At 44.1% G+C, this 14,358-nt stretch carries 8 protein-coding genes; 6 read left to right on the top strand and 2 right to left on the bottom strand.

The features are described from left to right. The first annotated feature begins 60 nt into the window (after window positions 1–60). The gene (locus BUC20_RS02385) at window positions 61–4,608 is read left to right on the top strand and encodes an efflux RND transporter permease subunit (RefSeq protein ID WP_073226918.1); all 4,548 of its coding nucleotides are present in this window, start codon (window positions 61–63) and stop codon (window positions 4,606–4,608) included. 97 nt (window positions 4,609–4,705) lie between these two features. On the opposite strand, the gene BUC20_RS02380 is transcribed toward BUC20_RS02385, so the two are convergent. Further along, window positions 4,706–6,034 (bottom strand): serine hydrolase domain-containing protein, encoded by a 1,329-nt coding sequence (locus BUC20_RS02380; protein ID WP_073226915.1) that lies wholly within the window; start codon window positions 6,032–6,034, stop codon window positions 4,706–4,708. A 17-nt stretch (window positions 6,035–6,051) separates the two neighbouring features. After that, a complete protein-coding gene (locus tag BUC20_RS02375) occupies window positions 6,052–6,846 on the bottom strand; it encodes a hypothetical protein (protein ID WP_073226912.1) in 795 nt (264 codons plus the stop codon). A 101-nt stretch (window positions 6,847–6,947) separates the two neighbouring features. On the opposite strand from BUC20_RS02375, the gene BUC20_RS02370 reads away from it, so the two are divergent. The 5 genes from BUC20_RS02370 (at window position 6,948) to BUC20_RS02350 (ending at window position 14,008) form a co-directional block, all read left to right on the top strand. Next, window positions 6,948–7,979, top strand: coding sequence for a GntR family transcriptional regulator (locus BUC20_RS02370; protein WP_073226910.1), 1,032 nt, complete (start codon window positions 6,948–6,950; stop codon window positions 7,977–7,979). Between the two features lie 108 nt (window positions 7,980–8,087). Further along, window positions 8,088–9,167, top strand: a complete 1,080-nt coding sequence (gene rhaT, locus BUC20_RS02365) for an L-rhamnose/proton symporter RhaT (RefSeq protein ID WP_073226907.1) — start codon at window positions 8,088–8,090, stop codon at window positions 9,165–9,167. 22 nt (window positions 9,168–9,189) lie between these two features. Next, a complete protein-coding gene (locus tag BUC20_RS02360) occupies window positions 9,190–11,310 on the top strand; it encodes a bifunctional aldolase/short-chain dehydrogenase (RefSeq protein WP_073226906.1) in 2,121 nt (706 codons plus the stop codon). A gap of 10 nt (window positions 11,311–11,320) precedes the next feature. Beyond that, the gene (locus BUC20_RS02355) at window positions 11,321–12,595 is read left to right on the top strand and encodes a sugar isomerase (protein ID WP_073226903.1); all 1,275 of its coding nucleotides are present in this window, start codon (window positions 11,321–11,323) and stop codon (window positions 12,593–12,595) included. A 3-nt stretch (window positions 12,596–12,598) separates the two neighbouring features. Beyond that, window positions 12,599–14,008: an FGGY-family carbohydrate kinase gene (locus tag BUC20_RS02350; RefSeq protein WP_073226901.1), complete on the top strand. Its 1,410-nt coding sequence runs from the start codon at window positions 12,599–12,601 to the stop codon at window positions 14,006–14,008. Window positions 14,009–14,358: the final 350 nt, after the last annotated feature.

Raw genomic sequence — 14,358 nt, 5'->3', positions numbered from 1 at the left:
TCAACCCGTATTTATTGCAGATAGCTCCATTAGGGCAATCCGCATAAATCCCATCATATTATGTTTGAACAATTTATAAAACGACCGGTATTATCGCTGGTCATATCGCTTTTTATTACCCTTTTGGGACTACTGGCCCTGTTTACCCTGCCTGTAACCCAGTTTCCTGACATCGTGCCCCCTTCGGTGGTGGTCACCGCAAACTATACAGGAGCCAATGCCGAAGTAAGTACAAATGCCGTTGCCATTCCTTTGGAAAGGGCCATCAATGGAGTTGCAGGCATGACCTATATGAGCTCTGTATCCACCAACAATGGAACGACCTTAATCCAGGTGTTCTTTAAAGTAGGTACAGACCCTGATATTGCCGCTGTAAACGTACAAAACAGGGTGACTACCGTGTTGGATGAATTGCCCGAAGAGGTAATTAAAGCTGGTGTAACCACCGAAAAAGAGGTGAACAGCATGCTCATGTACCTCAACATCTACAGTGATGACAAGTCTGCTGATGAACGCTTTATCTATAACTTTACTGACATTAACATCCTGAAAGAACTCAAACGGATTGAAGGTGTGGGTTTTGCCCAGATCATGGGTTTAAGGGATTATGCGATGCGTGTCTGGCTGAAGCCAGACCGTCTGGCGGCTTACAAGATTTCAAGTGACGATGTAATCGCTGCCCTCAGAAGGCAAAACGTGGAGGCTGCTCCCGGACAAACCGGAATCGGGTCCGATAAATCAGTCAACATGCAGCAGTATGTATTGCGCTATCCTGGTAAATTTTCTGATGCCGAAGAGTATAAAAACATTCCGATCAGGGCAAATGCAGATGGTTCCATTATCCGGATCAAAGACATTGCTGATGTAGAATTTGGTTCACTGGATTACGAAATGGTTTCTAAAACCGATGGACGGCCTTCTGCATCCATTATGATGAAGCAACTACCGGGTTCAAACGCCCAGGAAGTCATCAAAAATGTGAAGGAAAAGATGGCCTCATTGCAGGAAAATTCCTTCCCGCCGGGAATGAAATATACCATGGGTTATGATGTTTCCCGTTTTCTTGATGCATCGATCTCCAGCGTACTGATCACTTTGCTGGAGGCTTTTGTGCTTGTATTTATTGTGGTGTTTATCTTTTTACAAGATTTCCGTTCTACCTTAATCCCTGCGCTTGCCGTTCCGGTATGTCTGATCGGGGCTTTGTTTTTTATGCAGATGCTGGGCTTCTCCATCAACCTGCTCACCCTTTTTGCCCTGGTACTTGCGATCGGTATTGTGGTCGACAATGCCATTGTAGTGGTCGAAGCGGTATACGCGAAGATGGAAGAAGAACATTTGCAGCCTATGGAAGCCACCATCGCTGCGATGAAAGAAGTGGGTAAACCGGTAGTGGCGATCACACTGGTGATGTCGGCAGTGTTTATCCCGGTGGCCTTCCTTTCCGGACCGGTTGGTATTTTCTACAGACAATTCTCTTTAACACTGGCCTCGGCAATTATCATTTCCGGAATCAATGCCTTAACACTTACCCCTGCCCTATGTGCCATTATCCTCCGTTCTCCGCATGATAAACCGGAAGCCAAAGGCTGGATGGCCAGATTTTTTGCAGTCTTCAATAAGGGCTACAACAAAATGGCCGGAGGTTATAAAAACCTGCTTGGCAGGATAGCGGGACGACGAATTCTGACTTTTGCCTTGCTCATCATCTTTTTTATCACCACCTGGGGAATGAGCAGTATCCTTCCCTCAGGCTTTATTCCTACAGAAGATCAGGGAATGATCTATGTGAATGTGACTACCCCTCCAGGGGCAACAGTAGACAGAACGGAAAGTGTGCTCAATGAAATTGATGCGATTAGCCGTAAAATGAAAGCAGTGGAAACGGTTTCCACCCTTGCGGGCTATAGCATTGTGAACGAAGTTTCAGGAGCTTCCTATGGAATGGGAATGATCAACCTGGTGGCCTGGGACAATAGAAAAGAATCGGTCACGGAAATGATTACGGAGCTGAAAAAAGCCACTGCCCATATTATGGATGCAGACATCGAGTTTTTCCCTCCACCTACCGTTCCTGGCTTTGGTAACTCATCCGGATTTGAATTGCGCCTCCTGGATAAAACAGGCGCTGACGACCTCAACAAGACATCAGAGGTGATGAAAAAGTTCATGGAAGATTTAAAGGCTACGCCAGAGATCGGTAATGTATTCAGCACGTTTGACGTAAGCTTTCCACAATACCTCATCAAGGTAGATCATGACCTGGCCGCGAAAAAAGGGATCAGTGTGGAGAATGCAATGAACACCTTGCAAACCTTAATGGGCAGTTTTTATGCGACCAACTTTATCCGTTACGGACAAATGTATAAAGTAATGGTACAGGCAGGCCCTAATTACCGGGAGAAACCGGAGGATGTGTTGAACCTTTTCATTAAAAACGACAAAGAAGAAATGTTTCCTTTCTCCACTTTTATTACCATGGAACGGGTATATGGACCGGAGCAGATTACCCGCTATAACATGTTTTCTTCAGCCATGCTAAATGGGGATGCGACAGCAGGATTCAGCAGCGGACAGGCGATTGAAGCGGTTGAAAAGGTGGCTAAAAAGTTACCTGCAGGTTACGAAATCGAATGGTCTGGTATGACGAGGGAACAAATCCTCTCCGGAAACCAGGCATTGTACATCTTTGCGCTATGTTTACTTTTCGTATACCTGATCCTCGCTGCACAATATGAAAGCTTCCTGCTTCCATTGCCGGTATTACTATCCTTACCTGCCGGTATTTTTGGGGCATTCCTGTTTTTATGGATGTTCGGTCTGGAAAACAACATATACGCACAGGTTGCACTGGTGATGCTCATCGGCTTGCTTGGAAAGAACGCCATTCTCATTGTAGAGTATGCCATTATCAAGCAGCAGGAAGGCATGGGCTTTTTACAGGCTGCAATAGAGGGTTCTGTAGCCCGTTTACGTCCGATCTTAATGACCTCCTTCGCTTTTGCTGCCGGACTTGTTCCTCTAATGATTGCAAGTGGAGCAGGTGCATTGGGGAACCGTTCTATCGGAACTGCAGCCGTGGGTGGAATGATCATCGGAACGATAGTCGGTGTAATTGTAATCCCTGGCCTTTATGTATTGTTCTCTTCATTGATGAAAAAGAAGGTAGCCATTGCCACAAATGCAGCGACAGTTATAGCGGGTATCATCTTGATCAGCAGTTGTAACCTGAAGAAAGAACTTCCTGAACACCAACACCGAAGCACACCTTCTTCTTATGGACAAAAGACTGATACCGTAACAGTTGCCAACACCCAATGGAAGGAATTCTTTAAGGATGAACACCTCATTGCTTTAATCGATACTGCGCTGGCAAACAATACTGACATGAAGCAGGCCCTGCACCATATTGAAATGGCGAAAGCCAATTTACGCCTGCGTAAAGGTGCCATGTTGCCTAACATAGACCTTGCCGTGGAGGCAGGTTTGCGCAGGTATGGTTTCTACACGGTTGATGGAATCGGTAATTACGATACCAATTTCTCCGGAAACCTACAGGATAACGAGCGGCTGCCTAATCCCGTTCCAGACTATTTTGTGGGTATCAGAACTTCCTGGGAACTGGATCTATGGGGAAAGCTTAAAAACAAAAAACAGGCAGCACTGAATAAATTCCTGGCTACTTATGAAGGGCAAAAACTGGTTCAGACGGAGCTGGTCAGCAGTGTCGCAACGGCCTATTTTGAATTACTGACCCTGGATGAAGAGCTTAAAATCCTGAACAGAAATATCGGCCTGCAGCAGAAAGGACTTCAGCTGATCGAAGTTCAGAAAGAAGCCGGCATGGCCACAGAATTAGGTGTTCAACAATTTAAAGCAGTGCTTGCCAATTCAAAAGCGAAAGAACAGGAAGTACTGCAACAGGTTAGTCTGATGCAACATCATTTAAACTTTTTAACGGGAAGGTTTAATGGGCCTATTCAGCTGACAGAAAAAGGACTTGAACCATTTATTTCTACAAAAAATTTAGATGAAGGAACTCCTTTGCAAATGATTGCTTTAAGACCGGATATCAGACAGGCAGGATTGGAATTGATTGCTTCACAGAAAGAAGGTAAAGCAGCAAGTGCCGCATTTTTGCCGGCCATTGTACTGGCACCACAGATCGGTTTGCAGTCCTTTGACCTGGGTAAACTGTTCCAACCTCAAACCGCATTGGCTTATGGATTACTCGGTGGCCTGACCGCCCCCATTTTTAATCAGCACCGCATACGTGCGGAATACGAGAGTTATGTTGCTGCCTATGGTATCGCCTTCCAAAACTATGAGAAGATCGTCCTCAAGGCTTACAATGAAGTCCAGGATGCGTTAAAATCACAGGCCTACATCAACCAGAAAAGAATTCACATTTCTGACGAAGTGAAGGCTTTAAATGCAGCGGTTAAAGCGGCAAATATTCTTTTCCTGACGGGAAGGGTAACTTACCTGGACATCATCACCAGCCAAAGAAACGTTTTGGATGCAGAGATGAATGAAGTTCAGGCAAAGAAACACCAGGTGCTCAACCAGTTGTCTTTATATAAGGCGCTGGGAGGCGGCTGGAAATAGGCTATTTAATAAGTTATGAAAATAAAAGGGAGGCACCAGACCAGGTGCCTCCCTTTTATTTTCTTCTTTGAGCAGATTCCCTGAGCTGATCAAAAACTTACTGTGGTTTCTCTTTTTCAAATAAACTGGTCTTTCCGCCTTGTTTAAAAATCATCTGTTGTTTTTCCTTATTGAATTCTACAGATATACCGGATTGCATGAATTCAAATTTGTTTTTATCAATTGCAGAAAGAACAAAGGGCGATTGACCTGTTGCCTGCCCAATCAGCGTAGCCGATTTTTGTGTAATACTGATTTTTAAATTATGTTGTGCCGATGAATAATTGCCAAGAAAAGGTTCCAGCTCTGCAGCAGTTAAAAAAACAGGGATCTTATAAGGCTGGTTGTAAGAAATAACTAATGCCGCAATCGTAACATCATTAGGCATAAAATTTGCGCCATTAATACATCCGGCATAAGCAAGATCATCAGCTTCCATTTTCACCAGGAAACTAAAAGTGCCCCGGGTTCCGCCACTATGGCCTATACCTAGCTTCTCATTAAATGGAACACCAAAAAGCCCCATTCCTGTATTTCCCGGAGATTTAAAACGCTTCATCAGATCAAAGCTATTGGTGCTTACCAACTTTCCTTCAGTCAGGGCATTGATAAAAGTCAGCATATCTGTTGGTGTTGATAAAATATCCCCTACGCCAATTATATTGGGAAAATAAAGGTCTTTTACTGACTTCCATGGTTCGGCAATGGCATATGGTCTGGCCTCAAGGGCTCCTGAATTGTTAATTTTTGATGAAAAAGTATGCTTCAGGCCAATTTTTGCAGAGATCCGTTTCTCAATAAGTTTAGCGTAAGACTGACCAGTGATCTCTTCCAGTATATAACCAAGAAGCAGGAATCCAGAATTACAATAGGACATTCCTTTTCCGGGTTCAAAATGTATTTTGCCTTTAGCAACAACATCCAGCAGTTCGGCTTTTGTATGTGGGTTGGTAATCCATATCTGGTCTTTCGGATCGTTAACATAATCAGCCAGACCACTGGTGTGGCTAAGCAAATTTTCTATGGTAATATTTTCTGCATTCGGAAATTGAGGAAAAAACTTAGAGAGTTTGGTGTCTAATGTGATTTTCCCTTGTTCTATGAGCTGAAAGATCAAAACCGAGGTAAAGACTTTAGTAATAGAACCGATTCGGTATTGGCTGACATTGGATGCCAAAATCTTGTTCTGTTCTTCCAGCGAAGCATACCCAATAGACCTCTGATACACCACTTTCCCCTTTCTTGAGATGGCAAAACTGCCCATAGCGCGATTATTCCTATCCAAAGCATTAAAGAAACTATCCAATTTGGCAGTATTTACCTCCTGAGAAAAAAGAAGGTGGCTACAGGTTGAGATCAGCAATAAAGAAAGGAATATTTTTTTCATAGATAAATATATCTTATTTAAGTAAGAAGTTCAAATGACAATGTAAAGTAGTGTTCCGTCCCATATTGAAGAAGGTAGTCCGATTCAGAATGTTTATCATAAACCAATTTGTAAACTTCAAATTCTTTAGTCCCAAAAATTGCCCAGATGGAAAACAATATTCTGTTCCTGATTCCATCCAGCAATTCCCTATCCACCGACGGTTTCAGACGCTGAAATGAACTTCCTATTTCATATATCAGACCTTTTAAAACATCAAAACCTGAACTTTCTCCTGAGATCAATACCTTTTTAAAGGGTATCTGCTTTCCATCAGCCCACCTGATACTACTTAGGTCATTCTCAAACCTGTAAAATAAATACCCCCAGCTTATTGGCTCAGGTTCTATAAGATTATCAAAGTCTTCTGCTATTTGCAGATAATTTTTCACTATTTGGTATTTATAGTCAATGTCATTCGCTTTGTTAAACGGCTGAGGTAGTTCCGGTAAATTGAATTTTGAAAAACCTTTCGCAAATTGTGTAATGAACCATATTTCGTTCCACTCGTCATACGGACAACCTTGCAGACTGAGGAAATTTTCCCAATGCCATTCTTCAGGAACTGTTCTTCCGTTACGCTCTATCCAGAAATCAGGTTTCTCCTCATCGGTTATTTCTACCTCACCTTTCCTGAGAATACCAAAAACATTAAATTCATCCAGCAGGAAGTACCAATCCCCCTGTATACCTAATACTAAACAGTCTGAGCCTGCTGTTAAGCAAGCCCCATTTAGATGGTCTCCTAATTCTTCTTTTATTTTCCCTCTCATAGTCTACTCAAATCTATACAAAATCACGAATGATCGATGAGGAGGCTGATCATTTTCTATAGCATATTCCCGCAAATCTGTAAATTGCTTTTTTTTAAGCCATGAAGACCGAAACCTTTTTTGATTTTATCCATGTTGATGAGTACTCTGCAACGCCTAAATACCTGCAGCTTTCAGACGCCATCATCAAATCCGTTGAACTTGGAAAGCTAAAAAAAGAAGCCTTGCTCCCATCTATAAACGAATTGAGCTATAAACTGGAGATTTCCAGGGATACGGCGGAAAAGGGCTATAAATACCTGAAATCTATTGGGGTCATCAACTCTGTTCCGGGCAAGGGCTATTACATCAGCAGTACAGATGTAAAAAGAAAGTTAAAGGTGTTTTTGCTGTTCAATAAGCTCAGTGCACATAAAAAAATAGTTTATGATGCGTTTATCCATGCCCTTGGCCATGATGTTTCTGTAGATTTTTACATTTACAACAATGATCTTAGTCTTTTTAAGCGCTTTCTGACCAATAAAAAGGAAGATTATACGCATTATGTGATCATCCCTCATTTTATGGAAGGAGAAGAATATGCAGAGGAAATCATTAACGCTATTCCGAAAGCAAAACTGATCTTGCTGGATAAGCTCATTCCTGGAATTGATGGTGATTTTGGAGCAGTATACGAAAACTTTGAAAAGAACATCTATGAGGCATTGGAGCAAGCCCTGGAGCCTTTGAGTAAATACCATACGCTAAAGATCATTTTTCCTGAACCAGGTTATTTTCCCAAGGAAATCCTGGATGGCTTTCATCGCTTTTGCCAGCAGTACGCTTTTTCCCATCAGGTGGTCAGCAACATTGAGACCGAACCCATTAATGAAGGAGAAGTATTTATCAATTTAATGGAAGACGACCTGGTGGTTTTACTGGAACGAATGATCGATATGAATTATAAAATCGGCAAAGACGTTGGGGTGATCTCCTACAATGAAACTCCTTTGAAAAAGATCCTGTTAGATGGCATCACTACCATATCTACCGATTTCAGGTTTATGGGTGCAGTAGCAGCCGAACTGATCCTTGACCATTCAAAAAGACATATAGAAATTCCATTCTATTATACCAAAAGAGCTTCTTTATAGAGAATTTCTCTTCTTTTTACCGGAGTACCATGATGGTACAGGACAGTTGATCCTTTCAACTTGTATAAATTAGGGCCATAAAACTAAACCATTTATAGCCCTAAACGTATGCAGGTAATTCTCGGTATCATTTTCCATTTCACAGGAGGCTTTGCTTCCGGTAGCTTTTACATTCCTTATAAAAAAGTGAAAGGCTGGGCCTGGGAAAGTTACTGGATCATAGGCGGACTTTTTTCCTGGCTCATTGTGCCACCCCTGGCCGCATACCTAACCATCGAAGATTTTCCTTCCATCATTGCCGCAACACAAGGAAAAATTCTGCTCCTCACCTATTTCTTTGGTGTATTATGGGGCATTGGCGGACTGACTTACGGATTGGGGGTCAGGTACCTGGGGGTTTCTCTGGGAAGCTCCATCATCCTCGGTCTATGTTCTGTTTTCGGCGCATTAATCCCCTCCCTATATTATAATTTCTGGCCTAAGGCCGGAAAAGACAGTTTCTCCGATATGTTGAACAACCCATGGGGGCAGATGGTCTTGCTGGGCCTGCTGGTCTGCGTACTCGGAATCATCATTTGCGGTAAAGCCGGAGGAATGAAAGAAAAAGACCTCATCTCTGCCGGAAAGACAGACCCCTCAAACAAGGAATACAAACTGGGCTTAGGATTGATCCTGTCTATCGTTTCCGGAATACTCAGTGCCTGTTTTGCATTTGGTATTGATGCCGGAAAAGACATGGCCCATCAGGCCAATGAAATTTGGAAAAGTACCCATCCCAACCAGGGAGAATTCCTGTTCCAGAACAATGTGACCTATATCCTCATTTTATGGGGCGGCCTCAGCACCAACCTATTCTGGTGCATGGTACTGAACTTTAGAAACAAAACTTTTGGGGACTATACCAATAGAAATACACCCCTGCTGGCAAACTATGCGTTCTCTGCACTTGCCGGCACCACCTGGTTTTTACAATTCTTTTTCTATGGAATGGGCGAAAGTAAACTTGGTAACGGTGCCAGCTCCTGGATCCTGCACATGGCATTTATCATTCTGGTAGCCAACATATGGGGCCTGGTGCTCAAAGAATGGGCAGGAGTAAAAAGAAAAACCCTGACGACCGTAATCCTGGGCATAACAATGATTATCTTGTCTGTAGTGATCGTCGGATATGGAAATTCTATCAAATAAAACTATATAACTACTGGAATTTATGACTTCTCGAACAACTGATTTTAAGCATGTAAGCTATTTGTGGGATGAGGAAAAGGCAGCCACACTAGCCGGAGATGAAATCGCATTACTGATCTACCGTTCAAATTTACTGGGTGCAGATTTGCGCCTCACCAATTATGGAGGTGGCAATACCTCCTGCAAAGCGATTACCAAACACCCGCTCAGCGGAGAATACACAGAAGTAATGTGGGTTAAAGGCTCTGGAGGTGACATAGGCACCCTCAAAAAGACTGGCCTTGCCGCATTGTACGTAGATCAGCTGAGAAACCTGAAAAATATTTACAGAGGCCTGGCCCATGAGGATGAAATGGTAGCCTTATTTAACCATTGTATCTATGACCTGGAATCAAAAGCCCCTTCTATTGATACGCCATTACATGGTTTCTTACCTTTTGCCCATATAGATCATTTACATCCCGATGCAGCGATCGCCATTGCCGCGGCAGCGGATGGAGAACAAATTACAAAGGAATTATTTAAAGGAACAGTGGGCTGGGTGCCCTGGCAGAAACCAGGCTTTGAACTCGGCCTTCAATTGCGCAAATGCCTGGATGAAAACCCTGGAATCCGGGGCATTATGCTGGGTTCCCATGGCTTATTTACCTGGGGGGATACCGCTTATGAATGTTACCTGAACACGCTGGAAGTAGTCGAAAAATGTTCTGAGTTTCTGGAATCTGAATATGGCAAAAAAGGACCTGTCTTTGGCGGACAAAAAATAGCGGCCAGCACACAGGACCATCGCCTGAAACAAGCTGCACTGATTGCTCCCGTTTTAAGGGGCTTCTGTTCCAGTGAAAGACATATGGTTGGCCATTTCACAGATGATGCCAGAGTGCTGGAATTTATCAATTCCAATGACCTGGACCGCCTCGCCCCTATGGGCACCAGCTGTCCTGACCATTTTTTAAGAACCAAGATCAGTCCATTGGTATTAAAGCTGGAGACTGGAGAAAATGGGACAGACCTGGATTTAATCAAGACCAAACTGGCTCCGGAGTTTGAAGCATACCGGCAAATGTACAGGGATTATTACCAGAGTTGTAAGCACGAAGATAGTCCTGCAATCCGGGACTCCAATCCTGTGATCATCTTATATCCCGGAATTGGCCTGTTCTCTTTCGCTAAGGACAAACAAACCGCAAGGGTTGCCGCAGAGTTTTATATCAATGCCATCAATGTCATGAAAGGCGCTGAAGCCATTTCCCAATATACTTCATTGCCAAAACAGGAAGCTTTTAATATAGAATACTGGCTGTTGGAAGAAGCGAAGTTACAGCGGATGCCTAAGCCTAAGCCACTTACCGGAAAAGTAGCATTGATTACCGGCAGTGCGGGTGGTATAGGAAAAGCAATTGCCCGGAAATTCATCAATGAGGGTGCCTGTGTGGTTATCAACGACAATGATGACAACCGACTGGCTCAGGCAAAAGAAAGCTTTAAAGCCGAATTTGCTGAAGATGCCTATGCAGCGGTCCTACTGGACGTGACCAGTGCTGATGCCGTTCGCCAGGCATATCACTATGCTTGTTTAGCATTTGGAGGGGTTGATATTGTGGTCAATTGCGCAGGAATATCCATCTCCAAACCTATTGAAGAACATACTGAAAAAGACTGGGACCTCTTGTACGACATCCTTGTGAAAGGGCAGTTCCTCGTTACACAAGCAGGTGTTGAAGTCCTTAGAAAACAATCCATTGGTGGCGATGTCATCAATATCGTCAGCAAGAACGCCCTGGTTTCCGGCCCTAATAACGCGGGTTATGGTTCTGCAAAAGCGGCACAACTGCATCTGAGCAGGTTAAATGCAGCAGAACTGGGAGGAGATCATATCCGTGTAAATACCGTGAATCCCGATGCCGTGATCTCAGAAAGTAAAATCTGGGAGGGCGCCTGGGCCGAAGGAAGGGCAAAAGCATATGGAATTACCGTGGCAGAGTTGCCGGCTTTCTATGCAAAACGTACCTTACTCAATGAAATGATCCTCCCTGAAGACATTGCAAATGCATGTTTTGTTTTTGTGGGTGGATTGATGAACAAATCAACCGGAAATGTACTAAACGTTGATGGTGGCGTAGCCAACGCCTTTTTACGTTAAAAATAAGATTATGAAATTAGAGCAGCACCAGATCACCTCTCATAATGAGCGATTATTCTCCAGACACCAGCAACAACTGGCCTATGTGACCACCGAAATTCAAAATTCCGCATTGATACTGCAAAAACTGACCGACTTTCAAATCGGTATCCCAAGTTGGGCATTAGGTACCGGAGGAACGCGTTTTGGCCGTTTCTCTCTTGGGGGTGAACCCGGAAACATAGAAGAAAAGCTGGAAGACATCGGCCTGTTACATCAATTGAACGCCTCCAGTGCAGCCGTTTCCCTGCACATTCCATGGGACAGCACCTCAAATGTTCCGGCAATCAAAGCAATAGCCAGTCAATATGGCTTGAACTTCGATGCCATGAACTCCAATACCTTTCAGGATCAGCCTGATCAGCCCCAGAGTTATAAATTTGGCTCCCTGCAGCATGTGGATAAGGCAGTCAGGCAACAAGCCATTGCGCATAATATAGAGGTGATCCGTCAGGGTGTGGAACTGGGCTCAAAAGCACTGACCATCTGGCTTGCCGATGGCTCCTGCTTCCCCGGACAGCTCAACTTCAGAAAGGCCTTTCAAAATACGCTGGAAAGTCTTCAGGAAATTTATGCCGCTTTACCCGCAGACTGGAAGGTCTTTGTAGAATACAAAGCCTTCGAGCCTAACTTCTACTCTACCACGGTTGGAGACTGGGGACAATCGTTGTTGTATGCCAATAAACTTGGCCCTAAAGCTTTCACATTAGTGGATCTTGGACATCACCTGCCCAATGCAAATATCGAACAGATCGTTTCCTTATTGCTGATGGAAGGCAAGCTCGGGGGCTTTCATTTTAACGATTCAAAATACGGGGACGACGACCTGACTGCCGGTTGTATGAAACCCTATCAGTTGTTCCTGATCTTCAATGAACTGGTAGAAGGAATGGATCAGCGTGGAATGAACCATACAAAAGACCTTGCCTGGATGATTGATGCTTCACACAATGTAAAAGATCCGCTGGAAGACCTGCTCCAGTCGGTGGAAGCCATCATGATTGCTTATGCACAGGCCCTTTCTGTAGACCGTGCAGCACTGGTACAGGCTCAGGCGGAAAATGATGTAGTCCGTTGTCAGGAAATCCTGCAACACGCTTTCAGAACAGATGTAAGGCCATTGGTTGCCGAGGCCCGTTTACGTGCTGGTGCGGCTTTGTCGCCCTTAACCTTGTACAGGGAAAGCCAGGTGCGAAAAGAACTGATCAGAAACCGCGGCAATAAAACCATCGCTACAGGATTATAATTAATGGGACAGCAAAACAAACCGGTTCCTGTAATTGCCATTTTTGATGTCGGCAAGACGAATAAGAAGTTATTCCTTTTTGACGAGCAATACCATATTGTTTTTGAAAGAACGGCCAGATTTACAGAAACTGTTGATGAGGATGGTGATCCATGTGAAAACCTGGAAAGCCTGAGGCTCTCCATATTTGACTCGCTGAGGGAGGTGTTTAAGAACCCGAAATTTGAGGTCAAGTCCATTAATTTCACCACTTATGGAGCCAGTCTGGTGTACATCGATAAAGACGGACAACCTTTAGCCCCCTTATATAATTACCTGAAGCCCTATCCTGAGGAGCTGAAACATCAGTTTTATGCGAAGTATGGAGGGGAAGAATCCTTTGCCAATACGACGGCCTCTCCTGTATTGGGCAGCCTGAATTCCGGACTACAACTTTACCGGATCAAACAGGAAAAACCGGAACTTTTTGAACAGATAAAGTATGCACTTCATCTGCCTCAGTATTTAAGTTATCTGATCTCCGGAGCGGTTTATTCTGACCTTACCAGCATAGGTTGTCATACTGCCCTCTGGGATTTCGAAAAGCAGGACTATCATAAATGGGTCAAGGCGGAAGGTATTCTGGACAAGCTGGCCCCTGTTGCGCCATCGGATCATGTGATGCCGGCGGCTTTTCCGGGGAACAATTATGCGGTGGGTATTGGATTCCATGACAGCTCAGCAGCATTGATCCCCTACCTGATCAATTTTCAGGAGCCCTTCATTCTCTTGTCTACAGGCACCTGGTGCATCAGTATGAATCCATTTAATTCGGATCCCTTAACGGTAGATGAATTAAAGAACGATTGTCTGTGTTACCTTCAGTTTGAGGGTAAACCCGTAAAAGCCTCCCGTGTTTTTGCCGGTTATGAGCATGAGCAGCAGATAAAGCGCATTGCAGCCCATTTCGGCGGAGATGTGATCAGTTACCGCAATGCGGTGTTCGATCCGGGGATCATAGAACTGCTCAGGAAAAACCCTGAACCAGACGATGAACCAAAAGTGGAACCAAGCTCCGGAACAATAAATGAGTCGCTGTTTTCCAAAAGAAAGCTCAGCGATTATGCCACAGACCTCATCGCTTACCATCAGCTAATGCTGGATCTGATAGCTCAGCAGTACCATGCGACACAAATGGTCTTAAAAGGAACTACTGTGAAACGGATTTTCGTGGATGGGGGCTTTAGTAAAAATGCGATATTCATGAACCTGCTGTCGGCAGCATTTCCGGAACTTGAAGTATTTGCCGCCTCTATGGCACAGGCAACCGCAGTTGGTGCTGCCCTTGCCATTCACAAATCATGGAATAGCAAAGCCTTACCCAACGACATTATTCAACTCAAATTCTATTCGGCAGCGCAACACCACTATTGATCTTTAGCCTTCTTTTTAAGACCTGTATAGCCGGAAGAAAGCATCTTCCGGCTATGTTGTTGTACTGCAAATTTTAATCTTTCAAGGCTCATGTGGCATTCACCCCTGTAAGAAGCGATATACCACACGTGTTTTCTGGAAAACCAGATCCCCGGCATAAACAGGTTTAAATGGGCTCCAAGCCCTACCAGGCCCTTTCAACCCCTATCGTCAGCCTGAACCAGACCATCGTAATTCAGGCATTGAATGCTCTTCTTTAGGACAATGGCTGCTCCTGAAAAACTGTCCCCATGCAGGATGGTGCAGGTTGCCGACACAAATCTGATGTACGAGATTAGCTCAACAATCCC

This window comes from Pedobacter caeni (assembly GCF_900129215.1).
In the GTDB taxonomy this organism is placed as follows: Bacteria; Bacteroidota; Bacteroidia; order Sphingobacteriales; family Sphingobacteriaceae; genus Pedobacter; species Pedobacter caeni.
The sequence above is the reverse complement of the archived record's forward strand: the minus strand, read 5'-3'. Positions and strand labels throughout refer to the sequence as shown.

Excerpts from the sequence above, each read along its gene's own strand:
- BUC20_RS02350 (WP_073226901.1), top strand. The coding sequence starts at position 12,599 with ATGGGACAGCAAAACAAACCGGTTCCTGTAATTGCCATTTTTGATGTC.
- BUC20_RS02380 (WP_073226915.1), bottom strand. The coding sequence starts at position 6,034 with ATGAAAAAAATATTCCTTTCTTTATTGCTGATCTCAACCTGTAGCCAC.
- BUC20_RS02370 (WP_073226910.1), top strand. The coding sequence starts at position 6,948 with ATGAAGACCGAAACCTTTTTTGATTTTATCCATGTTGATGAGTACTCT.
- BUC20_RS02375 (WP_073226912.1), bottom strand. The coding sequence starts at position 6,846 with ATGAGAGGGAAAATAAAAGAAGAATTAGGAGACCATCTAAATGGGGCT.
- BUC20_RS02385 (WP_073226918.1), top strand. The coding sequence starts at position 61 with ATGTTTGAACAATTTATAAAACGACCGGTATTATCGCTGGTCATATCG.
- rhaT (WP_073226907.1), top strand. The coding sequence starts at position 8,088 with ATGCAGGTAATTCTCGGTATCATTTTCCATTTCACAGGAGGCTTTGCT.
- BUC20_RS02355 (WP_073226903.1), top strand. The coding sequence starts at position 11,321 with ATGAAATTAGAGCAGCACCAGATCACCTCTCATAATGAGCGATTATTC.
- BUC20_RS02360 (WP_073226906.1), top strand. The coding sequence starts at position 9,190 with ATGACTTCTCGAACAACTGATTTTAAGCATGTAAGCTATTTGTGGGAT.